This is a genomic window from Methylotuvimicrobium buryatense (genome assembly GCF_005931095.1).
GTDB lineage: Bacteria > Pseudomonadota > Gammaproteobacteria > Methylococcales > Methylomonadaceae > Methylotuvimicrobium > Methylotuvimicrobium buryatense.
Genome location: NZ_CP035467.1, coordinates 699,536 through 726,381 on the forward strand (window position 1 = coordinate 699,536; position 26,846 = coordinate 726,381).

At 49.2% G+C, this 26,846-nt stretch carries 22 protein-coding genes; 11 read left to right on the top strand and 11 right to left on the bottom strand.

The annotated features are described in order from the left end of the window. Nucleotides 1–4: 4 nt before the first annotated feature. The gene (gene pcnB / locus EQU24_RS03305; protein ID WP_017840863.1) at nucleotides 5–1,249 is read right to left on the bottom strand and encodes a polynucleotide adenylyltransferase PcnB; all 1,245 of its coding nucleotides are present in this window, start codon (nucleotides 1,247–1,249) and stop codon (nucleotides 5–7) included. A 697-nt stretch (nucleotides 1,250–1,946) separates the two neighbouring features. On the opposite strand from pcnB, the gene EQU24_RS03310 reads away from it, so the two are divergent. Both EQU24_RS03310 and EQU24_RS03315 read left to right on the top strand, forming a co-directional pair. Then, nucleotides 1,947–2,126: a hypothetical protein gene (locus EQU24_RS03310; protein WP_017840862.1), complete on the top strand. Its 180-nt coding sequence runs from the start codon at nucleotides 1,947–1,949 to the stop codon at nucleotides 2,124–2,126. Between the two features lie 43 nt (nucleotides 2,127–2,169). Then, nucleotides 2,170–2,583 carry an RDD family protein gene (locus EQU24_RS03315; protein ID WP_051056244.1) on the top strand — a complete coding sequence of 138 codons (414 nt, stop codon included), beginning with the start codon at nucleotides 2,170–2,172 and terminating at the stop codon, nucleotides 2,581–2,583. A 266-nt stretch (nucleotides 2,584–2,849) separates the two neighbouring features. On the opposite strand, the gene lptG is transcribed toward EQU24_RS03315, so the two are convergent. Both lptG and lptF read right to left on the bottom strand, forming a co-directional pair. Next, nucleotides 2,850–3,917 (bottom strand): LPS export ABC transporter permease LptG, encoded by a 1,068-nt coding sequence (gene lptG / locus EQU24_RS03320; protein WP_017840860.1) that lies wholly within the window; start codon nucleotides 3,915–3,917, stop codon nucleotides 2,850–2,852. After that, nucleotides 3,914–5,050: an LPS export ABC transporter permease LptF gene (lptF, locus tag EQU24_RS03325; RefSeq protein WP_026130184.1), complete on the bottom strand. Its 1,137-nt coding sequence runs from the start codon at nucleotides 5,048–5,050 to the stop codon at nucleotides 3,914–3,916. Before lptF ends, lptG begins: the two co-directional genes overlap by 4 nt. A gap of 208 nt (nucleotides 5,051–5,258) precedes the next feature. Here lptF and EQU24_RS03330 point away from each other — a divergent pair, with 208 nt between their 5' ends. From EQU24_RS03330 to yacG, 9 genes are all read left to right on the top strand, one after another. Then, entirely contained in the window at nucleotides 5,259–6,758 is a 1,500-nt protein-coding gene (locus EQU24_RS03330) for a leucyl aminopeptidase (protein WP_017840858.1), read from the top strand. Next, nucleotides 6,759–7,187 (top strand): DNA polymerase III subunit chi, encoded by a 429-nt coding sequence (locus EQU24_RS03335; protein WP_017840857.1) that lies wholly within the window; start codon nucleotides 6,759–6,761, stop codon nucleotides 7,185–7,187. A 65-nt stretch (nucleotides 7,188–7,252) separates the two neighbouring features. After that, nucleotides 7,253–10,063, top strand: coding sequence for a valine--tRNA ligase (locus EQU24_RS03340; RefSeq protein ID WP_017840856.1), 2,811 nt, complete (start codon nucleotides 7,253–7,255; stop codon nucleotides 10,061–10,063). A gap of 101 nt (nucleotides 10,064–10,164) precedes the next feature. Further along, a complete protein-coding gene (pilB, locus tag EQU24_RS03345; RefSeq protein WP_017840855.1) occupies nucleotides 10,165–11,883 on the top strand; it encodes a type IV-A pilus assembly ATPase PilB in 1,719 nt (572 codons plus the stop codon). A 2-nt stretch (nucleotides 11,884–11,885) separates the two neighbouring features. Continuing rightward, entirely contained in the window at nucleotides 11,886–13,106 is a 1,221-nt protein-coding gene (locus EQU24_RS03350) for a type II secretion system F family protein (RefSeq protein WP_017840854.1), read from the top strand. A gap of 155 nt (nucleotides 13,107–13,261) precedes the next feature. Next, entirely contained in the window at nucleotides 13,262–14,164 is a 903-nt protein-coding gene (locus EQU24_RS03355; RefSeq protein ID WP_017840853.1) for a prepilin peptidase, read from the top strand. A gap of 4 nt (nucleotides 14,165–14,168) precedes the next feature. Beyond that, nucleotides 14,169–14,774 carry a dephospho-CoA kinase gene (gene coaE, locus EQU24_RS03360; protein WP_040575649.1) on the top strand — a complete coding sequence of 202 codons (606 nt, stop codon included), beginning with the start codon at nucleotides 14,169–14,171 and terminating at the stop codon, nucleotides 14,772–14,774. A gap of 3 nt (nucleotides 14,775–14,777) precedes the next feature. Continuing rightward, entirely contained in the window at nucleotides 14,778–15,548 is a 771-nt protein-coding gene (zapD, locus tag EQU24_RS03365) for a cell division protein ZapD (protein ID WP_026130183.1), read from the top strand. Then, entirely contained in the window at nucleotides 15,548–15,754 is a 207-nt protein-coding gene (yacG, locus tag EQU24_RS03370; RefSeq protein ID WP_014147184.1) for a DNA gyrase inhibitor YacG, read from the top strand. The genes zapD and yacG overlap by 1 nt, the downstream gene beginning before the upstream one ends. A 314-nt stretch (nucleotides 15,755–16,068) precedes the next feature. Here yacG and EQU24_RS03375 read toward each other — a convergent pair whose 3' ends face one another. The 8 genes from EQU24_RS03375 to EQU24_RS03420 form a co-directional block, all read right to left on the bottom strand. Beyond that, complete coding sequence (locus EQU24_RS03375; RefSeq protein WP_017840850.1) at nucleotides 16,069–16,491, bottom strand: FmdB family zinc ribbon protein; 423 nt, start codon at nucleotides 16,489–16,491, stop codon at nucleotides 16,069–16,071. Then, nucleotides 16,491–18,245 carry an Hsp70 family protein gene (locus EQU24_RS03380; protein WP_017840849.1) on the bottom strand — a complete coding sequence of 585 codons (1,755 nt, stop codon included), beginning with the start codon at nucleotides 18,243–18,245 and terminating at the stop codon, nucleotides 16,491–16,493. The genes EQU24_RS03375 and EQU24_RS03380 overlap by 1 nt, the downstream gene beginning before the upstream one ends. Before the next feature lie 17 nt (nucleotides 18,246–18,262). Next, nucleotides 18,263–18,913, bottom strand: a complete 651-nt coding sequence (locus EQU24_RS03385) for a nucleotide exchange factor GrpE (protein WP_017840848.1) — start codon at nucleotides 18,911–18,913, stop codon at nucleotides 18,263–18,265. After that, nucleotides 18,910–19,248 carry a J domain-containing protein gene (locus EQU24_RS03390; protein ID WP_017840847.1) on the bottom strand — a complete coding sequence of 113 codons (339 nt, stop codon included), beginning with the start codon at nucleotides 19,246–19,248 and terminating at the stop codon, nucleotides 18,910–18,912. Before EQU24_RS03390 ends, EQU24_RS03385 begins: the two co-directional genes overlap by 4 nt. Nucleotides 19,249–19,253: 5 nt before the next feature. Continuing rightward, nucleotides 19,254–21,770, bottom strand: coding sequence for a hypothetical protein (locus EQU24_RS03395; protein WP_017840846.1), 2,517 nt, complete (start codon nucleotides 21,768–21,770; stop codon nucleotides 19,254–19,256). A 371-nt stretch (nucleotides 21,771–22,141) separates the two neighbouring features. Beyond that, nucleotides 22,142–22,837: a P-loop NTPase family protein gene (locus tag EQU24_RS03405; RefSeq protein ID WP_017840845.1), complete on the bottom strand. Its 696-nt coding sequence runs from the start codon at nucleotides 22,835–22,837 to the stop codon at nucleotides 22,142–22,144. A gap of 446 nt (nucleotides 22,838–23,283) precedes the next feature. Continuing rightward, nucleotides 23,284–24,207, bottom strand: coding sequence for a transglutaminase family protein (locus EQU24_RS03415; protein WP_017840844.1), 924 nt, complete (start codon nucleotides 24,205–24,207; stop codon nucleotides 23,284–23,286). Next, nucleotides 24,204–26,768, bottom strand: a complete 2,565-nt coding sequence (locus EQU24_RS03420) for a circularly permuted type 2 ATP-grasp protein (protein ID WP_017840843.1) — start codon at nucleotides 26,766–26,768, stop codon at nucleotides 24,204–24,206. The genes EQU24_RS03415 and EQU24_RS03420 overlap by 4 nt, the downstream gene beginning before the upstream one ends. Between the last annotated feature and the right edge of the window lie 78 nt (nucleotides 26,769–26,846).

Genomic DNA, 26,846 nt, shown 5'->3' on the forward strand with positions numbered 1-26,846 from the left:
AATCTTAGTCTTTGGTGGTGTCGGCGTTACGCGGTTTATTGGATCGAGGTCGTCGACGCTTAAGCGGTTTGCGCTCCGATTTTTGTGCCGACTGTGTCATTCTTTTTTGTTCGGCTTCGCCGGCAGCTTGAAATTGAGTCCACCATTCGCCGAGCTCAGGGTTTACGCCTTCTGTTTCAATGCGCAACAATAAAAAATCGTAAGCCGCTCTGAATCTTGGATGGCTTAACAAGCGATAGGGTCTTGAGCCTTGTCTGCGTGCAAATCTGGGCTGTAGACTCCATACTTCGCGCATGGCTAAGCTAATCTGGCGCGGTAACGAAACGCGCTTAACTTGCTCGGCAATCAGTTCGTTGGCGGCGACTTGAAAGGCGATATTTTCCGGAACGCCTTTTTCCATTTGCTCTTCGGCATACGTTTTTACCGCGTCCCATAAAAATGCCGCAAATAAAAAGTAGGCGGTAACGGTTTTGCCTTCGGCGACTCGGGCGTCGGAGTTTTCCAATGCTCTGATTAGAAAGAGCCTTGGAAAACCTTGATCTTCGACGGACAAGCTGCGTTCGACCGCTGGGAACAAGATTTGAAATAAGCCGTAATGACGAAGCATTTCAAAAGTTTGTAAGGCATGGCCTGATAGAAAAAGCTTCATTGACTCGTCGAATAAACGAGCGGGAGGAATGTTATAAAGAAGCTCGGCAAGGTCGGCTATCGGCTTTTCACAGTCACGATGCAAGGTAAAGCCGAGTTTAACGGCAAACCGAATCGCTCTTAACATGCGTACCGGGTCTTCCCGATAGCGGGTTTCAGGGTCGCCGATTAAGCGCAACGTCCCGGTGGTATGATCGGCCATGCCGCCGACGTAATCGGTGACCGAAAAATCCCGAATATTGTAATAGAGCGAATTGACCGTAAAGTCGCGTCGCCAGACATCCTCCTCAATCGTGCCGTAGATATTATCGCGTAACAATCTGCCTTCATCGTTGAGTAATAGGTCGTCGTCCGGTACATCTCCGGCATTGCCTCGAAATGTTGCAACTTCAATGATTTCTCGCCCGAAATGCACATGGGCCAAGCGAAAGCGTCGGCCGATCAGTCGGCAGTTGCGGAAAATTTTACGCACTTGGTCGGGATGGGCGTCGGTTACAACATCGAAGTCCTTAGGCTCACGGCCTAATAATAGGTCTCGTACACAACCGCCAACCAGATAAGCTTCGAAGCCGGACTTTTTGAGTCGGTATAGCACTTTCAAGGCATTCTCGCTGATTTGCGATCTTGAGATATTGTGCTCGGAACGAGAATAAATCCTGGGTACTTCCGGATGTGAAGGATTGTCATCCTTCGCCGGTATTGATGGAGTCCCGGTGCTCGAGGAAATGATTTTTTTAAAAAAGTTTAAAATGGCCTTTGTCCTTGGTAGCTTATAACGAGTTAACTTTTTACGGGAACCGTCGTCCTGTTAGTGCATGTTCTCAGCAATTCCCAGTTTGAGCATTTTCGCCGATCTTAGGGTGTGAGGTATGTCTGTCGAGGAACGCCGAAAACCCATCCATGGGGGCTTGGCGGCAGCTAAGCGCCAAGGATGGCGTGAATGCAGATTTTACAGGAGCAAAAATCTGCCCCTGCTGCCGACATCCTCGCCAAGCATACCCCACACCCTTTTTGATCCCCAAATTGGGAATTGCTGGCATGTTTTTATGTGTTTTATTATGAAGACTGTTCGCCGTTTCCGAACGAAAACAGATCTATGGCGTAATCATATCATTTGAAGCAATTCAAGCTCAATCGACACGATTCTTTTTACTTTCCCCTTTTGAATATAGTAGAATTTCGACCAACAATGAGTTGCGTTAGTATTTTGTTGTAAATACAACGGCAATACTAGGATTGGCGCTTTTTCCAGACAAACAGTTCTTGTTCACAAAACTTAAACAGCATTGAGGTATTTCATGTTCAAAAAGATCATCAGCGGCTTAATCGACAGGCCTTTATTAACCAGCCTTTTTGTAACGGACTTGACAATTTTGCTGTTTCACAGACCGCCTTTTATATTTTCATTGTTAATGCTCGGTGCGTTAACTGCAATGAGTATGTATTTCGGTCAAAAACTAGCGCTGTTCAAGGAATAACGTTATTTTCGGCGACACAGTCCAAAAAACCGGCTGCACCGAGATAAGTCCAGCCGGTTTTTTTCGCCGCATCGCGGCGCTGCTTTACGATGGTTTGCTTTTACTGGCGGTTCTTTTTGCGGCTACTGCCGTAGGTCTTCTTTTCAATCATGGCGAAGCATTCGCTTCGGATAATCTCTATTTTCACGCCTATCTAGTCCTGATTAGCTATTTTTTTTACGGCTGGTTTTGGACGCATGGCGGGCAAACCTTGGGTCTTAAAGCCTGGAAGCTCAAAATCCTTGCCGAAGACCGTCAACCCATCACCTGGACGCAGGCATCGATCCGATTCATTGGCGCAATACTGTCCTGGAGTGTTTTAGGGTTGGGTTATATTTGGGTGATATTTGATAGAGACAACCGGGCATGGCACGACCGGTTGTCGCGAACGGCGGTTTTTTTCGCCCCGAAGCCTTAACTTAACGTTCATGAAGGCCTGGCCATCGCCCCGGCAAATGAAAGTTCTCTGGTGGGGAGGGTACGGCCACTCGCCCGACAGGACGCCGTGAATACATCCCTGTAGGCTCGACGGCGGCTTTCCCTGCCGCCGACGCCTGTCGGTCGAGCAACCGCACCCTCTCCGGAACCGGCATTCGCTCTGTCGAGCGCCGTATATCGAAAAATTAGATAAAGGGTCTATATCTACGAACTTTCACAGTAAGGATTGCGTTTGACCAAAGCGCATTATCTTACCTTTCTGACCGCATACAGCGCCAATGAAAACACTACGGCACTCGGTAATACCGACATGAGTGCCGGGTTTAAATGGTAGATCAAGCTTACATGACCGGTAATTTTATCGATGATATTGAAACTCATGCCGATAATAATACCGATCATCATTCGACTGCCGGTGCTGACGCCGCGCCTGACGCCTATGACAAACGGCGTTGCTACCAGCAGCATCACGAAAGTCACAAACGGATTCACGACTCGACCCCAAAACGCTAATTCGAATGTTTCGGATTTTTGTTTATTACCCTTTAAAAAATCGATATAAAGCGCAAGGTCATATAGGGATAGATTCTCAGGTTTAACGACGACGACATTTAACAACTTGGGATCGATCGAGGACTTCCATGAACGGCTTTCGACTTGCGCTGTCGAAACTTGTTCTGTGGAAATGCTGCTTTGCTCGATGTTCTTCAATAGCCATTGCTTATCTTGTTGAAAAACTGCTTTATTTGCAGTTATGGCCGTTTGCAAAAAATTCCGTTCGTCCAGGTCGTAAATATGGATTTCGCTAAGATCGCCATTATCCTTGATTTCGCGGACATTGATGAATTTCGATCCTTCGCGTAACCATAAGCCGTATCGGCTTTGTACGATGAAGTCTCTGTTTAGGGCGCTCATTTTCAGTATGCGTGCATTTCGTTCGGAAGCAGGAGCGATAAACTCGCCGACCGCCACGGCAAAAACCGCCAGGATAGCACCCGCCAGCATGACCGATCTGACGATGCCAAGCACTGAAACGCCGGATGCCCGCATCGCGATCAATTCGCGGTTATTGCCCATCGCGCCTAACACAAACAAGCTGCCCAATAAGGCCGAAGAGGGGATCAATTCGTAGAGAACTCTTGGGCTGGTTAGCGCAAGATACTTAAAAATCTCCTGTAACCCATAGCTGCCTTTGCCCAAGGATTTTAATTCGTCGGTAAAAGTAAATAAATTAAATAGCGTCAGTAGCAAGATCAGTGCGATGAAAGAACCCTTCAATACTTCTCTGACGATATAGCCGGTCAATACATTCACAATTTTACCTTTTCCTGAAATTTGATAAGGACATAACGCCAACTATAAAGTCTAACCAGTAGTGCAATAGCTAGTATTGATAAGACTAAATCGACCCAAATTCCACCGAACCATAACGGTATTTTTTCTTTGACCAGCCAACTATGATTGATGCGAGTTAGGTTGCCGTAACTGAAATATATTAAAAATGCCACGAACATATTGCCGTAAACGCCGCCCCTCGGGGAGATTTGTGCCAAAGGCACCGCAAGAAGCGCTAAAAAAACAATGCCGGTAGGTATGCTGAGTCGCCGGTGTAATTCGGCCAACTCACTAGGGGCTTTGGTTCTCCACAGTTCCTTGGTCGGAATGGCTTCTAGGTCTAGCACAAGCGCACGGTTTCTTTCTTCCAACCTGACCGCATATTCGGCGAATTCTTCTATCGTATAGTTGGCTTCTCCAGGCTTTCCTAAGACTCTTCGGCCCCGCTCCAGAATCAGATACAGTCCGCCTTCCAGGTTATCGAAGCGCCCTGTTTCTGAGCCGATGATGGCGGTCTGTCCGGCTTTTCGGTGCTGCACGAAAACTTGCTGCATTTTGTCGTCGTCGCCGATTTGTTCGACATAAAAAACCAGGTCGCCATGTTGGTACTCGCTGAAACGTCCTGCAGCTATGCCTCTTATATCGGCCGATTTTTCGTCCTCGAACATCATTTCCTTAGTGAGGGTTTCGGCCCAGGGTCCCACATACATAGACAAGCCGGTCGCGATCACAGCAAGCGGAAATGCCATGATAAATACCGAACGATAAATAGATCCGGCTCCGCCGCCGGCGGAAAATATCGCCGACATTTCCTGGTCTCGGTACATCCGCCCAACCACCATCAATACCGCCATAAAAAAAGCGGCCGGTAAAAAGGCAATCGAGGCCTCGATCATTTTTAAGCCAAGAATATTCAGCAGCGTTTTGTTCGAAATGGCTCCTTCGATTGCCTTTTCAAGTATTCTGATGAAACGTCGACTGACAATGATCACCACGATAACCGACAGTACCGCCGTTAATGTCCGCGTTAAATCGGCCACGATCATTTTGTCCAATACCGTGATTATCGGTCTATGACGCGACTTGTATCCATTATTCCAATCTGTATTCAAAAAAACCGCTCCAAAAAATATCTAAATACCGGTCGAAACCTACTCTTACGCAGATAGGCAAAACCCTTGTAACTCAGGCCATTTTCCACTTTGTAGAAAAATTGCTTGCTGTATAATCCATTATTACCGAAATATGCTCGAAAGCGCTCTCAACTGCTTTAAGCTTATGGATTAAAATTATGACACTTAAATCTAGACACCGCACATTATGGACTATTCTATAGAAAGCCTTCCGTTAGACAAGCTGCAAACCGATTGTGTTATTGTCGGTCTTTATGAAAATCTAGCACTTACCCCTTCTGCGTCTTATATAAACGAGTGCTCGCAAAGCCTGATCAGCCGATTCATCGAGCGAGGCGATTGCAAAGGAAAAATTGGCGAAACCGCGTTGATTAACTGGTTGCCGGATACTTCTTTCGCGCGCGTGCTGTTGGTCGGCCTTGGCAAGCCCGATGAAATGAACGGTAAGAATTATCGTAATGCGCTGGCCGCCGCGATAAAAACCATCCGTGATTCGGGATTGAAATCGGCGGCCTGCACGCTGGTCGAAATCGATGTCAAAGATAGAGACTTGGCTTGGAAAACGCGTCAGATTATCGAAGTTTTCGACGATGCCTTATATCAATTCAAGCATTGCAAGACGGTTATCGAGAACGAATTTAAAACCGATCGTATCAGTATTGTGGTTTCCGAGAATCAACAAGCTGAGGCCCAATCCGGTTTAAAACAAGGACAAGCCATTGCCGGCGGTGTTTCATTGGCTAAACAACTAGCGGATTTGCCGGGAAATATTTGCACGCCGACTTATCTGGCCGAGCAAGCGCAAAGCATTGCCGAACGATTTGCTTCGATGAGCGTGGAAATATTGGAAGAAGCGGATATGGAAAAGTTGGGCATGGGGGCATTGTTGTCCGTGTCTCGGGGGAGTCGTCAGCCGGCCAAGTTAATCGTGCTCAATTATCAGGGCGGCGAAAAACACGGAAAACCGATCGTGTTAATAGGAAAAGGCTTGACCTTCGATGCCGGCGGGATTTCGTTGAAACCGGGGCTCGGCATGGATGAAATGAAATACGATATGTGCGGAGGCGCGAGCGTTCTAGCAACCTTGCAGGCCGCCGCGGAAATGCAGTTGCCGTTGAATATCGTAGGCTTGGTTCCCTCCTCGGAAAATTTACCGGACGGCGATGCAAACAAACCGGGCGACATTGTGACGAGTATGTCTGGTAAAACGATCGAAATACTCAATACTGATGCGGAGGGGCGTCTGCTCCTTTGCGACACGTTAACGTATGCGCAAAAATTCGACCCGGATACGGTCATCGATATGGCAACTCTGACCGGGGCTTGCATTGTCGCTTTAGGGCGCGTACCGAGCGGTTTGTTCGGCAATGACGATGCGCTCTGTAACGATCTGGTTAAAGCCGGCGAGACGGCGAGCGACAGCGTTTGGCGCTTGCCGCTTTGGGAAGAGTATCAAGAATTGCTGAAATCCAACTTCGCCGATATGGCTAATATCGGCGGCAAGGATGCCGGCACGATTACTGCCGCCTGCTTTTTATCGAAGTTTGCCGAAAACTTCCGCTGGGCGCATCTTGATATCGCCGGCACGGCTTGGCGCACAGGGCTAACCAAAGGAGCGACCGGACGTCCTGTGCCTTTGCTGGCGCAATATCTGTTGGACCGATGCCGAGCCGTAACCGGAGCGTAAATGCCCGATATCGGTTTTTACATCTTAGCGTCCCGGTCCGAACGCGATAGGCAGTTATTCGCTTGTAAACTGACCGAAAAAGCCTATCGTAGCGGGAGGCTTTGCTACTTATTGACCGAAGACCCCCAGCAAAGCGCGATGCTTGACGACCTGCTTTGGACATTCAGACCCGGCAGCTTTGTGCCGCATCAGTTATACGATGGCATGGTGCCCGATAAGGCCAATGCCGTCCTGATCGGGCATCTTGGCGTGCCCGACGATTGGCGCGATGTAGTTATCAATCTGTCGACACGCATTCCGGATAATTGGATAAATAGCGAACGCATCCTAGAAATATTGGACGATAGCGAAGAAAGTAAAGGCCCCGGTCGAATACGCTATCAACAATACCGCCAAGCCGGGCTCTCAGTCGTTACGCATAAAATGTAATGCAGCGGGCTGCAGTGTCCAAGCTAACTTCTACCGTTTTCTCAAAATACTAATAACGCATAAACATGGACAAGACTTACGACCCTCATTCAATTGAACAACGCTGGTATCAGGCTTGGGAAGAAAATAACTATTTTGCGCCGCGGCAGGATGGCGAATCTTATTGCATCATGATTCCTCCTCCGAATGTTACCGGTAGCCTGCATATGGGCCATGCATTTCAAGACACGATCATGGATGCGTTGACGCGTTATCATCGAATGAAAGGTTGTAGCACGCTGTGGCAACCAGGAACGGACCATGCCGGCATCGCGACGCAAATGGTCGTCGAACGTCTGGTCGAGGCCGACGGCAAGACGCGCCATGATTTCGGGCGAGAAGCCTTCATTGAGAAAATCTGGGAATGGAAAGAAGAGTCCGGCGGTACGATCATGCGCCAGTTGCGTCGAATGGGCTCGTCGCTGGATTGGTCGAGGGAGCGCTTTACGATGGACGAGGGCATGTCGGACGCCGTTCGCGAGGTATTCATTCGGCTTTATGAAGAAGGTCTGATTTATCGGGGCAAGCGCTTGGTCAATTGGGATCCGGTGCTACACACCGCCGTGTCCGATTTGGAAGTTTTATCCGAAGAGGAAAACGGATCGTTATGGCACATGCGTTATCCGCTGACTAACGGTACCGGTCATCTTGTTGTCGCGACAACACGCCCGGAAACCCTGCTTGGCGATGCCGCGGTTGCGATTCATCCGAATGACGAGCGCTATAAGCATTTGCTCGGCGAGTTTGTTGAACTGCCTTTGACCGGGCGGCGCATTCCGATCATCGCCGACGAATACGTCGATCCTGAGTTCGGTACCGGATGTGTCAAAATCACGCCGGCCCATGACTTTAACGATTACGAAGTCTGGTTGCGACACCGCGATCAAAGCGTCATGCAGGCATTGCCGCATGGCGGCTTGATCAATATATTCACGGTCGATGCACAAATCAGGGATAACAAGGACGATCCGGATCAACTGATACCGCATCAATATTTCGGGTTGGACCGTTTCGAAGCGAGGAAACAGGTGGTTGCCGACCTAGAAGCTCAGGGCTTGCTCGAGAAAATCGAAGACCATAAATTGATGGTGCCGCGCGGCGACCGCTCCGGCAGCGTGATCGAACCGTTCTTGACCGATCAATGGTATGTCAAAGTTGCGCCTTTGGCGGCGCCGGCGATCGAAGCGGTCGAAAACGGTACGATCAAATTCGTGCCGGACAACTGGAAAAACACCTATTTCGAATGGATGCGCAACATCCAAGACTGGTGTATTTCACGGCAAATCTGGTGGGGACATCGAATTCCTGCCTGGTACGACGACGAAGGTAATGTTTATGTCGGCCGTTCCGAACAGGAAATCCGCTCGGTGCATAAGCTCAAAGACGACTATCCGCTGCGTCAGGATGAAGACGTGCTCGACACCTGGTTTTCATCGGCGCTGTGGCCTTTTTCAACTTTGGGTTGGCCGGAGAACACGCCCGAATTGGCCAAACATTATCCGACTAGTGTACTGGTTACCGGTTTCGATATTATTTTCTTCTGGGTCGCTCGAATGATTATGATGGGCCTAAAATTTCAGGGTCAGGTACCTTTCAAAGAAGTCTATATCCATGGCTTAATACGTGATGCCGAAGGCCAGAAAATGTCCAAGTCGAAAGGCAATGTACTCGATCCGATTGACTTGATCGATGGTATCGACCTGGAATCGTTAGTGCAAAAACGCATCTCTGGCATGATGCAGCCGCATTTAGCCAAGAAAATCGAAGCCGCGACGCGTAAACACTTTCCCGACGGTATACCTTCGTTCGGTACCGATGCGCTGCGCTTCACGTTCGCGTCATTGGCGTCGACCGGCCGCGATATTCGTTTCGATTTGGCGCGCACGGAAGGTTATCGAAATTTCTGTAATAAACTGTGGAATGCCGCGCGCTTCGTGCTGATGAATACCGAAGGCCAGGATAACGGGCTAGACGACGCCGATTGCGAATATAGTCTGGCGGATCGCTGGATAAGGTCTCGCCTGAATGAAGTGACCGAAACGATTCGCCACGATATCGAGGCGTATCGTTTCGACTTGACGGCTCAAGCGATTTACGAATTTACCTGGAACGAATATTGCGATTGGTATTTGGAATTGGCCAAAATATCGTTGCAATCCGGCAGCGAAGCTCAGCAACGAGGAACCCGTAAAACATTATTGACCGTTTTGGAGCAAATTTTGCGATTGGCTCATCCGCTAATGCCTTTCATTACCGAGGAAATTTGGCAGCGCGTTGCGCCTTTGACCGGCGTTCATGAGGCGACCATCATGCTTCAGCCATATCCGGAATCCGATGCTGAGCAAATCGATAAGGCCGCCGTGCATGAAATCGATTGGATCATGAGTGTTATTCTGGGGGTGCGCAGAATTCGCGGCGAAATGAATATTGCTCCTGGGAAACCTTTGCCGGTGTTGCTGCAAAACGGCTCAGGTCAGGATCGTAATTTTGTCGAAAATAACCGTATCTATCTGGAGAAGTTGGGGCGTTTGGAAAAAATTGGATGGTTAAGCCAAGGCGATGCCGAGCCCGAATCGGCAATTGCCTTGGTCGGCGATATGAAAATTTTGATACCGATGGCGGGATTGATCGACAAAGAAGCCGAATCGGCCCGACTGGACAAGGAAATTCAACGCATCAGCAAAGAATTGCCGAGGATCGAAGGCAAGCTTAATAATCCGTCCTTTACCGATAAAGCACCGGCCGAAGTAGTCGAAAAAGAAAAACAGAAACTCGCCGAGTTACGATCTACACTTAACAGTTTGGAAGCACAGTTGATAAAGATAAAGGCACTTTAATAAGTGGCAAGGAGAAAGGGGCAAGGTGGAACTTATATCTTAAACCTTGAGCCTTGAGCCTTGAACCTCAAACCTTGGACCTTGAACCTCAAACCTCATCTATGGCAACAGATTTAATCGACCTGCCGATCGGCGGTCTACCGAAATGTTTGGTCCAAGCCGGCTTGATTACCGAGGCGGATATGCAATTGCATATGCAGGCTGCGAAGAAAGCCAAATTACCGCTGATCAGTTATTTGGTCACCAATAAATTGGTTGACAGCAAATCGGTCACCGCCAAAGCATCCAAAGAGTTCGGTATTCCGCAACTCGATCTCGACGCGCTCGATATTCGTAGCTTGCCGGTCAATTTGGTCAGTGAAAAACTGATTAGAAAGCATCATGCTTTACCGTTGCTTAAGCGCGGAAACCGCTTGTTTTTAGCGGTTTCCGATCCCGGCAATTTTCAAGCTCAAGACGAAATAAAGTTCCATACGCGCCTGAATATCGACACGATTCTGGTCGAAGAAGATAAGTTGTCTAAGGCTATCGAGACATCAATGGAAGCTGCCGATACCACGATGACCGATTTGCTGGATGCCGACCTGGAGAATTTAGAAATTACCGGCGGCGATCAGGAGCCGGCCGGAGACGAGGCGGCAAGTGATGTGGACGATGCGCCTATCGTACGTTTCGTCAATAAAATTTTGCTCGATTCGATTAAAAAAGGTGTTTCGGATATTCATCTTGAGCCTTATGAAAAAAGTTTCCGAATTCGCTTTCGGGCAGACGGCATGCTTTATGAAGTGGCAAGTCCGCCTCCCAATATCGCAACTCGGATTATTTCCCGTATCAAGGTCATGGCTAAAATGGATATCGCCGAACGGCGCGTTCCTCAGGACGGGCGGATTAAGATGGCATTGTCGAAAAATCGGGCAATCGACTTTCGGGTCAATAGCTGTCCGACGTTGTTCGGCGAAAAAGTCGTACTGCGTATACTCGATCCGACCAGCGCGCAAATCGGTATCGAAAAACTCGGCTTTGAACCCGTCCAACAACAACGATTTCTTGAGGCGATCAATCGGCCTTACGGCATGGTTTTGGTAACGGGTCCTACCGGTAGCGGTAAAACCGTTACCCTTTACACGGGCTTGAATCTGCTAAATAGCGTCGAACGGAATATATCGACCGCCGAGGACCCTGTCGAAATTACGGTGCCGGGTATCAATCAGGTTAATATGAATCCGAAAGCCGGGTTGACCTTTGCCGGTGCCTTGCGGGCTTTTCTACGACAAGATCCGGATATCATTATGGTCGGTGAGATACGGGATTTGGAAACCGCCGAAATTGCCGTCAAGGCCGCACAAACGGGCCATTTGGTATTGTCCACGCTGCACACAAACGATGCGCCGCAAACGTTAAACCGTCTCGTGCAAATGGGCGTGCCGCCGTTTAACATCGTTTCAGCGGTGCATTTGATCATGGCTCAACGCCTCGCCAGACGCTTATGCGAATATTGTAAGGTTAAGTCCGATTTGCCGGATTCGGTGTTGATTTCGGCCGGTTTCAAAGAAGAAGAGCTAGCTAAGCTTAAAATTTTTACGGCTAATCCTGCTGGCTGCGAACATTGTACTAGCGGCTACAAAGGCCGAGTCGGAATCTATCAGGTTATGCCGATTAGCGAAAATATGCGTAAACTGATTCTGGAAGGCGGCAATACTATGCAATTAGCCGAACAAGCCAAAGCCGAAGGCATCAACGACTTGCGCGCGTCGGGTCTTGAGAAAGTCTGTCAAGGCATTACTAGCCTGGAAGAAATCGACCGGGTCACTAAGGAGTAATTATGTCTGAACAAGTCGAACAAATTGATTTCATCTGGGATGGCAAAGATAAAAGCGGGAAGCGGACCAAAGGGGAAATCGCCGCGAAATCCGAAACTATTGCTCGGAGCGAATTGCGCAAAATGGGCGTGCGCGTCATTAGTGTCAAGAAAAAACCCAAGCCCTTATTCGGCGCCCGTGTCAAAGCCATTACGCCAGGCGATATCGCTATTTTCAGCCGGCAACTCGCGACGATGCTCGAAGCCGGCGTGCCGTTGGTGCAATCGTTCGATATCATCGGTAGAGGGCATGACAACCCGAGCATGCAAAAGATGTTGCTAGACATCAAGGCAGATATTGAAGGCGGCGATACCTTGGCCGAAGCGCTGAAAAGAAGACCGGTCTATTTCGATGAGCTGTTTTGTAATCTGGTCGAATCGGGCGAGCAGGCGGGGGTGCTTGAAACATTGCTCGATAAAATAGCGACCTATAAAGAAAAAACCGAATCGCTCAAGAAAAAAATCAAAAAAGCGTTGACCTATCCGATTGCGGTACTGGTCGTCGCGTTTGTCGTCACCGCCATTTTGCTGATTTTCGTCGTACCGGTGTTCGAAGAGTTGTTTCAGAGCTTCGGAGCCGATCTTCCCGCTTTCACGAAGATGGTTATTAGTCTTTCCGAATGGATGCAGGCATGGTGGTGGATAATGGTCGCTAGTATCGTAGCGATTGTTTATACGTTTAGTTATTTCCATAAACGATCTAGACCGTTCAATCATTTTCTGGACAGAACCTTACTGAAAATACCGGTCGTTGGGTTAATCTTGAATAAATCGGCCATCGCGCGTTTCTCCAGAACGCTGTCGACGATGTCTGCCGCTGGCGTTCCGTTAGTTGAAGCGCTGGAGTCTGTTGCGGGGGCTTGCGGAAACATCATTTACGCCGATGCCGTTTTGAAAATGCGCGAAGATGTCGCTACGGGTCAGCGTCTGCAATTTGCTATGCAGCAGACCGTTCTATTTCCGCACATGGTGATTCAAATGGTTGCAATCGGTGAGGAGTCCGGTTCGATCGATACGATGTTGAGCAAGGTTGCCGATTTTTACGAAGAAGAGGTCGACAATTTGGTAGACAATCTTAGCAGTTTGATGGAACCGTTGATCATGTCGGTGCTGGGTGTATTGGTTGGCGGCTTGATCGTCGCGATGTATCTGCCGATCTTTAAAATGGGTGCGGCAGTGGGATAAGGTTGGTTAGCAGTGAATGGTGAATGGTGAATAGTGAATAGTGAATGGGGGTTTGCCCGAGGTAGCTATCACGCTTATGGGTTTTTTTCATTTCTTCGGCGTGCTGCGGTTTTAGGCATCACGGTTAATTTCAATTGAACCATCAAATAATACTCATGCAAGGACTTGAAATATTTGCCGACTCGCCGGCTGCATTAATGGCTTTAATCGGTATTGTCGGTCTCATGGTTGGTAGTTTTCTGAACGTCGTCATTTATCGTTTGCCGATTATGATGCAAAAAAGTTGGCGCCGCGAGTGCATCGATTATTTGCAGTCCACGGGTGATATGCAATGTGCCGGTCTCGATACTGGAAGTGGGGAAGCCGATTCAAAATTTAACTTAGTCTTTCCATTGTCACGCTGTCCCCATTGCGAAACCCCGATAAAGCCTTATCAAAATATTCCGGTGCTCAGCTATTTGTTGTTGAAAGGCCGTTGCGCTCAATGCAATGCGCCGATATCCAAACGCTATCCTATTATCGAGGGCTTAACCGGTTTTTTTTCGGTTTTAATCGCCTGGCATTTCGGTTATTCGGTAGAGGCGCTGTTCGCGCTCATACTCACCTGGTCCTTGATTGCGCTGAGTGCGATCGATATTGACCATCAACTTTTACCGGATTCGATTACGTTACCTTTACTTTGGTTGGGTTTGTTCTTAAGTCTTTTCGATATCTTTATCGATACGCATTCCTCGATTATCGGTGCTATCGCCGGTTATTTATCGCTTTGGACGGTTTATCATGGTTTCAAGCTGTTGACCGGCAAAGAAGGCATGGGATACGGCGATTTCAAGCTGTTGGCAATGTTTGGGGCTTGGTTGGGTTGGCAATATATCCTGCCGATTATTTTGCTGTCATCCCTGGTCGGTGCCGTTACCGGCATTGCAATGGTTATTTTGGTAAAGCGCGACAAGAATATTCCAATTCCATTCGGTCCTTACTTGGCCGCGGCCGGGTGGATCGCTTTATTGTGGGGCGATAAAATCAATCAGGCTTATCTCAATTTTGCCGGATTATAAAGCGATGTTGAAAATCGGCCTGACCGGCGGTATCGGTTCCGGAAAAACCACCATCGCGGATTTATTCGCCGAACTGAACGTTCCGGTGATCGATGCCGACGCTATTGCCCGCGAAGTCGTCGCATTCGGTAGCCAGGCTTTGGAGCAAATTCGTCACGCGTTCGGCGAACAGGTGATTGCTGCCGACGGTAGCCTCGATAGAAGCGCGATGCGTGAGTTGATTTTTGCCGATGCCGAACAAAAACGTAAGCTGGAAGCGATTGTGCATCCGATGGTACGGCAAAGCATATTGACGCGCGTTGAATCGCTTGATGCATCTTACTGCATCATTTGCGTTCCCTTACTGGTTGAAAGCGGTATGCTCAATTTAGTCGACAGAGTTTTGGTGGTCGACTGTCCCGTTGAAACCCAAATCGAGCGCGTAACCAAAAGAGATCGTCTCGACGAAAAAATTGTTCGAGCGATTATTGCTTCTCAAGCCACACGCGAACAGCGAAAAGCCTTGGCTAACGATCTAATTGACAATGCCTCGTCCGATTCCATGCTTGCAGAACAAGTTAAAAAACTGCACAATTTGTATCTTTACTTAAGCATACGGCAGGATTTTTAATCAGTGAATTCCCCTATAGTCTACGAATTTCCACTCAATGAGCGAATCCGGATTTTAATACGGCTCGAGTTGCTTTTTAAGCAACTTGGACATTTTTTAGAAGGGAGCACCATGGCCGATAGGCGGGCGGCAATCAATATCTTGCTCGATATTCTGACGATTTTTAGCCGTAACGATCTCAAGTCGGAAATTCTTAAAGAACTTGAGCGTCATATAAAGGTGTTGAATCAATTGGCAGGCAGCGAGGGGGTCAATGCCGAAAAAGTAAATGAAATCCTCGGCGAACTTAACCAAACCAGTCATAATCTCTATGCGGCTAGCGGAAAAATCGGTTTGAAATTGATGGAAAACGATTTGTTTCAAAGTATCTCGCAGCGCAGCTCGATACCGGGCGGAACTTGCTCGTTCGATTTACCCGCTTTTCATTACTGGCTGGAACAAGACGAGACCGTTCAACAACAAGCCTTGGAGCAATGGACTAAGCCGTTTAAGGATATTCGTAAAGCGATTGATATGATTCTAGGATTTATTAGGCAAAGCAGTACGCCGACCGAAGAGGAAGCGGAAGCAGGGTTTTATCAGTCCTCGCTTGATAAAAGCCTTCCGCTGCAATTGCTCAGAATCAGTGTTGACCGAAGCATTCCTTGTTTTGCCGAGATTAGCGGCGGCAAGCACCGGTTCACGATACGTTTCATGCGTCCTGCAGCCGACGGTTCCAGGCCCACTCAAAGCCAGGAAAACGTTCCTTTTATGTTGACCTGCTGCCAATTCTAATGAACGGTAATGAAAAAACGTTGGTAGTTAAATGTCCGCAGTGCGGGTGCTCCGTTCCATGGACTGCGCAGCAGCTATTTAAGCCATTTTGCAGCGAGCGCTGCAAAATGATCGATTTGGGCGAATGGGCGGCCGAGGAGAAAAGAATTCCCGGAGATCCCGCGGTCGACGACGAGTTCTATCCGGACGATACGATTTTTCATTAATCAAGAAAAAGCATTCGCCCCTGCAAATGAAAGTTCGAGGGGAGAGAGACACTGCCATTCAGTAAAGGGAAACCCGTCATTCCGCCATGGACTGGCAGGCCTTTGAACCACATTCGAGCCTGAATGCCAGTATTAATTAAACCTTTCGTACTTCAAATTTCGGCAGCACGTAAGGAGGCATCGGGGGGGCTCGACAAAGGCTTCCCCTGCCGACGACGCCTGTCGAGCAAGCGCACCCTCTTCGGAACCGGAATTTTCGTCGCTTAGCTTTTGCATATCGAAAAATTAGATAAAGAGTCTATATCTACGAACTTTCACAGCAAATGCCATCGACTATAAGGTTCGGAATGGTTTGTCGATCGGGCCGATAAATGATTGATGAATTCCTGGAAGCGTCTTAATGCTTCATTATCGCCTTGTAAAACATGCAAGTTAGAGATAGTTTGGCGCGCGCTCGGCCAATCTTGCCGTGCTAGAGAGTCATAGAGTGCGCCGTATTGGTGGCGAATCAGAAATTCCCGAAAAATTCGGGCTTCAAGCGTTTGTCGATAGCTTAACGAACGCTTGACGGCATGTGCTGCGATGGTTGCGTGGCCTGCCTCAAGCGTTTGTAACGATAAAGCCAACCATTGCTTAGCGCGTTGCTCGCAGCTCAGGACGCGACTTAAGTCGGCTCCGCATCGCGGACAAAGGGGCGCGTCGTTCAGGCGCGCATTACAGCAAGGGCAGCGCTTCATTACGATTCGAGATAATAAATGATGTCGTTCAATTGTTCGACCGGCTCTTGGAGTGCGCCTTCATCGCCGGCTTCGATGCAGTCGGTGATGGTTTCGATCAAATTGACCATGTCTTCTTTATCCTCATCGGATACCGTGTCGAATAAGGTTTCGGCTTTTTTGATCAGCTGACGGGCCTCGGCGACGGCTTTGCTTTCTGAAACATCATCGCTTGTTTCAATCTCGTCCGAGCTAGAATCCATTTGTCCGAATAGGCTATCGATACGCCGTTTCGCGCCGGCAAGTTCTTCGGTCTCGAAACGTGAAATTGCATTGTTGATTGTGATCGATTTTTCGAGGCCGGTTGCTTTTTCCTTGGCGGAAACATGCAGCATCCCGTTTAAATCCAGGGCTAATGTCAGCGTAATGATATTGCCGGCCGGTACGTCTTGGAGGTCTTCGACCATGAACTCACCGATTTCGATGTTGTTCAGCGCGTCCGGGTCTTCGCCTTGAAAAATTCTGACGTTGACCGATTTTTGTCCGTCCTGAAAGGTCATGAAGGCCTCGGACTTTCGCGTCGGCAACACGCTATTCTTATGGATGATCGGTACAAATTGGTAGGGATAGGGTGCGCCGTCCAAAAAGCCGAGTGCGCTGGTGCCGTAGGTATAAGGTGTGACGTCGACCAGGACCGTATCGACGTCTTGTCCGGCAATCATCGCGGCTTGCGTGGCCGCGCCCATTGCCACGCATAAATCCGGGTCGACTTCGCTGTGCGGCTCGAAGCCGAATTCTTCGAACAGCCGCTCGCGAATGCACGGTGTTCGTGTCGAGCCGCCGACCAAAATAATTTCGTCGATGTCGGAAACCGTCAATTTCGCGCCTTTGAGTGCGATATGCAGGGCATCCATCGTCGCGTTGATATAATCCTCGATCATGTCTTCATAATCGCCGCGCGACAATTCCAAGGTCAGATGGATAGGCGAGCCTTCGTGTTCGAGCAGATATTCCTCTTCGATCAGAGCAAAGGGTTCGTCGGACAATACCAGCTTGGCGTTTTCGGCCGCGCGCGTGATGCGCGCCAACGCCTTGCTATGCTCGGAAATATTAATACCGTGTTGTTCCTTGATATGGTCTTGAATATGATTGACGATTTGTTGGTCGAAGTCGTCGCCGCCGAGATGGTTGTCGCCATGGCTCGATAAGACTTCGACGACGCCGGCTTGGACATTGACGACAGAAACGTCGAAGGTGCCGCCGCCCAAATCGTATACCAACATGCGTTTGGCTTCGTCTCGGCCGGCACCGTAAACCAGCGCGGCAGCGGTCGGTTCATTGATCATCCGCACCACTTCGAGACCTGCGATTTCGCCGGCTTCGTGCGTCGCTTGGCGCTGCGCATCGGAAAAATAAGCCGGTACGGTAATGACGGCTTTGCTTATCGATTGGCCGACATGCTTCTCGGCTATCGCTTTCAGACGTTTCAAGATGATTGCCGAAATTTCTTGCGGCGTATAATCAAGGCCGGCCATTATGACGTGGGTATCTTGCCCCATCAAACGCTTGATCGACTTGACGCTGCGTTCCGGGTAAATCAAGTATTGGTTGCGGGCGGTTTCGCCGACCAGTATTTCGCCGTTGTCGTCGATGCCGACCACGGACGGTAATATTTTTTTGCCGTCGTCGGTAATAATATGCACCTTGCCGTTTTCGACGATGGCGACTTCGGAGTTAGTCGTTCCGAGATCGATTCCGATAATGATTTCATTCATAGTGTTTTTGTCTAATGTTAGAGTTTATTGACTTTGACTTCGGCCAGTCTCAGTATTTGATCTTCAAATAGAAAACCCTTGCGGAGTTCCTCGAGCACGATACCGTTTTCCAGTTTCGTGTCATGGCCGACTTCCAGCGTCTTCATCGTATGAGCATCGAAAGGCTTACCGACGCAGTCGATCGAAAAAACATTTCGTCTCTGCAACAATTGTTCGAAGCGTTTTAGCGTGATTTCCTGGCCCTTTGTGAAACCGTTGATAAAACGTACGTCTTGTTTTTTCGAATGATTGAACAAGGCATCGACCGGGCGGTAATTTTGCAGTACTCGAAAGCCTTCGCTGAGTCGGTCGTAAATATCGATAATGTCGAGCAGCAGCGTGCGCTGAGACTCTCTCACTTGTTGCTTAAGACGCTCGGCGGATGCGGCCAGCTCGTCCGCCAATACATGGTTATCGGTTTTGAGAGCGGACACGGCTTCGTTGAGTGTGTCGAGCGTTGCCTTGAATTGCCGGGACTCGGCCTTGACTTCGCTTTTCAAGCCGGCTAGATCGGTGAATAAAACCGTCAAATCCGGTTGATCGACCGCCGCCAAATGCGCAAAGTCGGTTTGTTCCAAATAATGCTGTAAGGTATCGAGCAATTCGGCTGGAGGTGTTTCGGTGTTCATGATGACTTGTTTTTAATGGCGCCCGTAACGGCTTTGTCGATTGAGACGGCATTCAGTAACCTGAAAAAGTCGTCAGGATTCAGGGAACGTAGCTCGGTTTTTTGCTGGAAAGCGTGATCCAGCAAGGCATTGAAGTCGGTTTCCGGGAAATGAAATAATTCGTAATTAATGCGGCTGTCGCTGTCTTTGATCGTTTCATAGGCGTGTTGAATTTGCTGAAAGCGTTCTTGATCGCGATCGGGCGGGTTTTCCTTGACCAAGTTTAAATAAGCCTGCTTGATCTCGGCATCGTTGGCATGTTCGGAAACGCCGAGAATTTGATAAGGTGTCGTCATGTCGGTTAGTAAGGGTCAAACGGGAAAGAAAACGGTTCGTCGTCAGTGAAAAATTCGATAATTTCATCGAAACTCAAGTCGATATCGATACGCAAGGATTGAGCGGCTTCGAGCATCATGATCGCCACCAGAAAGCTGGGGTCCATCAGTAATCCGACGAGCTGGTTCGGGTCGACTCTTTCTGCGTATTTCGTCATCACATCCATCATGAGCTGTTCCGGCGATGATTTATTCATCATTTCTTCAAACTTTTTGCCGATTTTGATCATATTCCGCTTCGGCACATGATCGAACAAACCCTCGATAATGTCGGGGTCGAATCCGCTTTCGTCTTCGTCAAAACCGTCTTCGTAAAAGTCGTCTTCATCGTCGAAACCGAACGGATTTTGAAAGCCGATGGAGCGTTCAATAAAGCGTCTAATCTTGAATTCGGTCTTACTGTCTTTTTGTTCATGAGCGATTTCGATCGCGTTTTGCAGTCTTAGCGTCCAGGTAATATCGAGGCGGCTCGGATCGCCCTGGCATTCTGCAACGACTCGGTAATACGACCAGATCGGTTTTTCCCAGACGCCATCGGCCGATTTCGCGCATTGTTTCAATAAATCGAAATGATCGATCTGTTCGAGCGTTTGGCACCAAGCTAAGAGCGCCTGTTCGCCGTAATTGAGCAATTTCATCGATTTTTTGAGCGGCGCCTTGATTTTATCGAGCGCTTTGAACACTACGTCGAGCTTTTCGAGCTGTTCGCCGTAGCGCTCGACCGATTCTGTCAAGTGCAGTAGTTCCGGTTCGGATAGCTCGTAAGCTTTGACGGCCGGCAATTTTTTTGCGATGGGTGCGTAGGGGACATCCATCAAGGCCGACTCGATAAAACCTTGGAAGTGGGCGGTTGCAGCCCCCGGATTCATTGATTGTAGAGTATCGGCTATGGCTTTGAGGCCACGGTCTTTGTCTTCGGCGGCCCAAATATAAAATCCGCGAATTAAGTCCGCTTGTCTCAGTAAAGTCTTATCGATCGATAATTGCTCGGCCGCTTGGAGTTCTTTGTCGACCAGATGGAATTTTTGGGTTTTAATCAGCTTGCGTGCATGCGCTAAGTGACTTGAAAACAACAACTCTTTGGCCAACGTATTGACCGGGTCGATTTTCAACAAGTCTTGTGCGTATTTGGCGGCCTTCTTGAAGGCTTTTTTGCGCATGGCGGACTTGGCGGCGCAAACCAGCATCTCGATGTCTTTCGGAAGGTGTTTCAGGCCTTTTGCCAGCCATATCGCATGCTCTTCCGGGTCCGGTTCTTCCTGTTCGAAATAATCCAATATTTTTAGATAGCTGTCTCGGTCTTCCGGGTCGTATTGCAAGCTATCCATGAGAAATTCGACAGCCAGGCTAGGCGGAAGCTTTTGAGTCAAATGCCTGTATATCAATGCGATTTTTTTATGGCTTTCCGGTCCTTGGGTTTTTAACGCCTCAATGTAATGCAGCCAGTGATCTTCGGCTTCATCGTGGTCATGGTTTTCTTCGTGGATTAAGGCCTGAATACGCTCGCTTTCGATCGAGTCTTTCGCGGCGAAGTTTTTCAGAAAGTCTTTACGTCCGGAGGGGTAGCGTGCCAGCATGGCTTGGCAAAAGCGGCTCGCCGCTTCGTTTCCGATCAGTTCGCGGTAGCGGATGGCTAAATTGAATTGCGCTTTGTCGGTCAGATTGTTGCGTTGCTTGTCTATAGCGTCGAGCAATTCAATCTGCTTATTCGATAAATCTCTGGCCTTGGCAATCAGTCGGCGTTGGCTATCTTCGAGTTGTAGCGAGGCCTCAACGAAAGCAGATCCTTGAAACATATAGGCGGTCAAAGCATTCGCCGCCGGACGATAGGGCGAACCATCCGGAATTTTCGACAATAAGGTTTGCGCTTGTTCGATCGACGCCGGTAGGGACAGTTGCGCTTTCAGTAGGGATCGAAGGTCACGGAAGGCGGAGCGGAAGGGTAGCTTTTTCAGTAAATCGTCGATATGTTCGAGCCGGTTGCTCCGGTAAGCCTCGAGAGCGTCGCGAACCGTTTGCCAATGTAGCATTACAGCCGAGTCATGCGGTACATGCGCTTCAATACCGGGATATTCGCAAACCAATAAAAAACCCAGCCACACTGCAAGCTCGGGATGATTTTTATCCAGTTGTTCGGCATCGATTCGATCGATTCTTGCGAAAGCTTTCTCTGTGTTTTTAACCGACAACAGCCATAAAATATAAGCCTCTAAAGCTGCCAGGGGCGGTTCTGCCCATTCCGAATAGTTTTCCCACAATACGGCGGCTTCCTTCGGCATGCCTTTTTCCGCCATATTCAATGCCCTTTGCAAATAACACTCGGCTAGTTTTTTGCGCCAATCCGGATTATCGGAGTGTTTCAGCAAGTTTTTATAGATTTCGGCGGCGTTTTTATATCGTCCTGCCGAAAAGTGTGAGGAGGCGTTTTTTTCTAGACTAGCGTAGGGTGCCGCGGAAGGTGCTTTTTGCGAGGCTTTTTTCATTGAGTGGTCTGGCCGAAATGATAATGATCTGGGTTATGAAAATGCGGGTGGAAAGCTTTTGGATTCTACAATATTGCTTGTCCATGAGTCGATTAGTTTAATCGATCTCTAAACGCATTTTTATAGTTAACGGCTCATTATCATCCGGTCATGGTCAATATTCAACTTGTATACCCTTTGCTGGTCAAAATTCGGCGTCGTGGCGCCCGTCAAAGGACGCCGTGAATACGTCCATTTATGCTCTATGACAGCATCCATGTTGCCAAAGCCTTTGCCGAACACCCCGACGCCTCCATACGCTAATGCCGAAATTTGAAGTGCGATAGGTATATTAAGGCGAATAAATCATGGGTGTCTGTTTTTTGCCGCATTCAAATACCAATCGATTTCAATTCGGTATAAGCCTGTTTTAGCCAAGTTTTGACGCGTTGCCTTTCCAGTAAGCCCAAGGCATTAGGATTGTCGACGCTCTTGTTTTGAGCCGCCCAAAAACTCGAGCTGTTGGCATCGACTTTGGTCATGACCGGTGTATGCAGGCGTTTTAAGGTCATCAATTTGGCATTTAATCCCAATGCTCGTTCTTTGATGCCCGATTGTTCCAAAATAGTAAAATCTCCATCCCGAAGTTGATTCAGAACCAAGACGTAATTTAATTTGGCATCGTATTGATCCAGAAGTTTCCCTAGCAGGTCGACGCAATCCTTGCCCGAGTCCATGACATTCCAATATTGAATGGTAACGCCCAGTTCTTCGGCCAATTCGAGTACTCCGGATTCCTCTAGCCATTTAGACAAGGGATAGTGCGTTTGCGCGGCAAGATCGACGAGTATTTGCTGCCCCGGGTTTTCGGCCGCGGTTTCGATGATTTTATCGAGGCTTTCATAGTTGTCGACGATTGTAGGCGACGCATAGTCGGCATAAAAACGAAGCAAAGAACCGTGAGAGCGATCGGTATCGAAACCGATGAACGGGATTTCATGGTCGATCATATATTGCGCCAGTAATCGGGCAACGACGGATTTACCGACTCCGCCTTTTTCTCCGCCAATTAGATGTATGGTACTCATTGGTTTTCCTTTAAGTAATATGAAGTGAAATCATCCGCACGTTTTTAGGAACGAGCATGAAATAACTTCGACAAATGTGGAAAGGGGGTTCGGTGGCTCGATTGACAGGTGTCGGCGGCAGGGCAGATTTTTGCTCCTGCAAAATCTGCATTCACGCCATCCATGGCGTTTGCAGATTTTTGCTCCTCGGCAATTGCTGAGTTACATGGATGTAATGAATGCAGAAAATGCAGGAGCATTTTTCTGCCCTGCATCGCCTAAAGCGCCTACTGTTGGTGCCCTAATACACGCCATCCATGGCGTAATGCAAAATCTGCATTCATGCCATTCATGGCAATCAGATTCCGCCGTCAAGCCTACATGGACGTATTCACGGCGTCCTGTCAAGCGAGTCACCGAACCGCCACAATGCTTAATGCTTGTAGAAGTTATTTTGTGCATATTCCTTAACTTTCTAGCCTCAGCACATCGACCGAAACCGACAGGCTGTGCCTGCCGCCGCCGAATGCAATGCCCTTTAGCGGAGTGACATCGGCATAGTCGCGTCCCCACGCCAGCGTGATATGTTGATCGGCCGGGAGTTTGTTATTGGTGGGGTCCAATTCCAGCCAGCCGCTGCCCGGCACGAATACGGCAAACCAGGCATGCGATGCGTCGGCGCCGACCAATCTTTCGGTGCCCGGTGCAGGCAAAGTTTCGATGTAGCCGCTGATATAACGGGCCGCCAAACCGAGCGATCTCAAACAGCCTATCGCCAGATGCGCAAAATCTTGGCAGACGCCGCGTCGATGCCGCATGACATCGGCCAACGGCGTTGCAATCGTCGTGAAGGACGGATCGTAAGTAAAGTCTTGATAAATGCGCTCCATTAAGTCGGTCACCGCATCGATCAGCGGAGCTCCGGGCGTGAACGATTGGCGGGCGTAATCGCCTAACTCGGTTCCGGATGTCACCATGGGCGAGTCGAGCGTGTATTGCCTGGCTTCGAGTAGCGCTTCATAAGAACCGTGCCCCGTTGTTAATTGACTCTGTGCTTGCTGAGCCGGATTGGCGGACAATTTGTCCCTGGCGTCTTCCCAACTTATAGTGTTGTCTTGAAAGACTTGATTGGATTCCGTCAGCACTTCAACCTCGCTCACGGCAGTGACAGTTAATTTAGAGTGAGGTTTTTGAATCGCGAAATAAGCGATTCGATTACCGAAAAAGTCGAGCCGTTCCTGAAAGTCCGAGGGTTCCGGGTTGATATCGAAACGGCTGTCCGAACATTGCTGCCTCGGAAAATCGCGCGGCTGCAATCGGGCTTCATTCTGACAAAGCCCGACCTCATGAGCGTAATGGTAAGTCGTGATATGGGTAATGCGATATTTCACAACTCGTCCTCCAGTTGCGTCGGGTTCAATTGATGCGGCCCTTCGGCATGACTGAAATAGGCTTTTGCGATCATTTCCGAGGTACGCCACATTAACTTCGAGGTATCCGCTAGTACTTCTTCGAGAGCCGAATAGACAACGCTGTCTCCCTGACTTTTGGTCAACGCGGCGATATCGATTAGGCGTATCTTGGTAAACGCCTCGAGCACCAGCTTTTCCTCGGCACTAATGCGCACCTTGCCGCGCTCCCGAGGCAAGGCTTTGACATAGTCGTAAAGTTGATTAAGCTGATAGACCAGCGAACGAGGATGCGTTTGATCGAGCACCAGCAGCTCCAAAACCATCGGTAATTGCACGAACGACCGGTATCGTCGTTGATAAATGCTTAGGCTGTCGGTCGTCATCAATACCGCTTCCAATAATTGATATTGGGTGCTTTCCTCTTGTTTGATCACGACCGTCGCGCGCAGCAATGCAATCAATGACAAACAGCGCTCCAGGCGACGTCCGCCGTCCAACATCAACCAACCGGCTTCACGGGTCATACTTTCGCTGGTCAAGCCGGTAAATGCGACGATCGCTGAAATCAAATCGTCTAATTTACTTTGTAGAGCCCCGATTTCCAGAGGTTGATTGAATGTTCCGGCACGCCAGCAATGCCTGATGTCGTCGATACTGCGCCAAGTATCTTGCGACCATAAGTCTCGGATGCTAAAAGCAGACTGCGTAAAGGCATGAATGCTTGAAGGAATCGTACCGTGGCGCTCGGCATCTTTGACCAATGCCGTTAGTTCGGGCAATGGATTCGTCAATAATGACGGATCGCTTTTTACAAACCCCGGGTAGGTCACCGTGACATGCGTTAACGCGCGTAATAAGGTTTTGAGACAGTCGGCATCGCTGTATTCAGTGTAATCCTGAGCTTCTCGCCATCTTTGCAGCACGGTTCGGAGCAACCGCGCCGCGGCTTCGATGCGTTCCAGATTACGGCCGACCCAGTATAAATTATCTGCGGCCCGGCTCGGCAAGGGTTCGTTGATCGCCTCGACAATATGATCTCGGCGCGGTTGTAGCCAAATACTGACTTGTTGATCCGGCTGATCCGCCAGCACCCAAGTATCTTTACTGATACCGCCGGCCTGGTTCGAGACGACCAAATTATCTTTGAGGGGCGAAACCCGCGTCAAGCCGCCGGGCATGGCTTGATAACCATCCTCACTGGCGACGACGAAATTACGCAGAATCGCATTACGCGGCGCGATTTGCCCGTCTACGAAAGCCGGTACCGTTGAAAAACCGACCTGTTCCTGCCCGACATACAAGTAAGGTTTTGCCAGAATTGCGGCGCGTAATCGGCTTTTTTCCTGGGAGCTTAAGTTGGCGCCGAATACTGCGTGAATACCGGATGTACGGTCGATTTGTTTAATCACCAAGCGCCCGAGATTTTCCAGTACGAAATTACATTCCCGGCGTTGTCCGCACCACCAAGTGGCTACCGACGGCAATAGTAATTCTTGTCCTAACAAATGGCGCGACAGTCTGGGTAAAAAAGCCAATAGGGCATTGTTTTCCAAAACGCTGCTGCCCAAGGGATTGGCGACCGCGACATTACCGCGCCTGACCGCTTCCAATAGCCCGGCGACGCCCAAGCGCGAGATGGACTTTAATTCCAAGGGATCGCAAAACGAATCGTCGACGCGCCGTAAGATGACGTCGACTTGTTGCAGTCCTTGCACCGATTTTAGCCAAACCCGTCCGTCTCTGACGGTTAGGTCGTCGCCTTGCGCCAAGGTGTAACCGAGTTGCGACGATAAATAAGCGTGCTCGAAATAGGTTTCGTTGAAAGGACCCGGCGTCAACACGACGATTCTGGAATCGGCTCTGGACGTCGGCGAGCGGTTTGCTAATCCGGTTCGGAGCGCGCGGAAAAAGCCGGCAAGACGATGAACCTGCGATTCGCCGAACAAATCAGGCAGTACGCGCGTCATTACCGACCGATTTTCTAACGCGTAGCCGGCTCCCGAAGGCGCCTGAGTACGGTCGTCCAGTACCCACATGCGCCCGTCCGGTCCTCGAGCCAAGTTGGCGGAATATAGAAATAATTGTCGCTCGGTATCGGGCAAAGTTCCGACGCAGGGTCTTAGGAAACCTTCATGACCGTAAACCAGTTCGACCGGTAATAAACCTTTTTTCAGTAGGCTTTGCTCGCCGTAAATGTCTTTCAATATTAGGTTGAATAATTCGGCGCGCTGTATCAAACCTGCCTCGATCACGGCCCATTCTTCACTGCTGATCAGCAGTGGAATCGGGTCGAGCTTCCATGGCCGGCTCAGGCTTTGCGCGTCGGTATAAATGTTATACGTTACGCCGTTTTCACGCAGTAAACGCTGGGCTTCGCGGCGGCGGTGCTCCAATTCGTCACGGCCGATTTGCTCGATCGATTTCATGAAATGTTCCCAATAAGGCAGTACCTTGCCTTTATTGGCATACATTTCATCGTAGCCGGTCAGTTGTGTGGCGTAGTGCTGAGCACCGATTTCTTTTGCGAGAACGCTATTCATAGGCTAATTCGATCGAGTCGGGTCACAAAGGCTCCGTTACAGTATCCTGGAAAAAATTATTTCACCATATCGTTCATG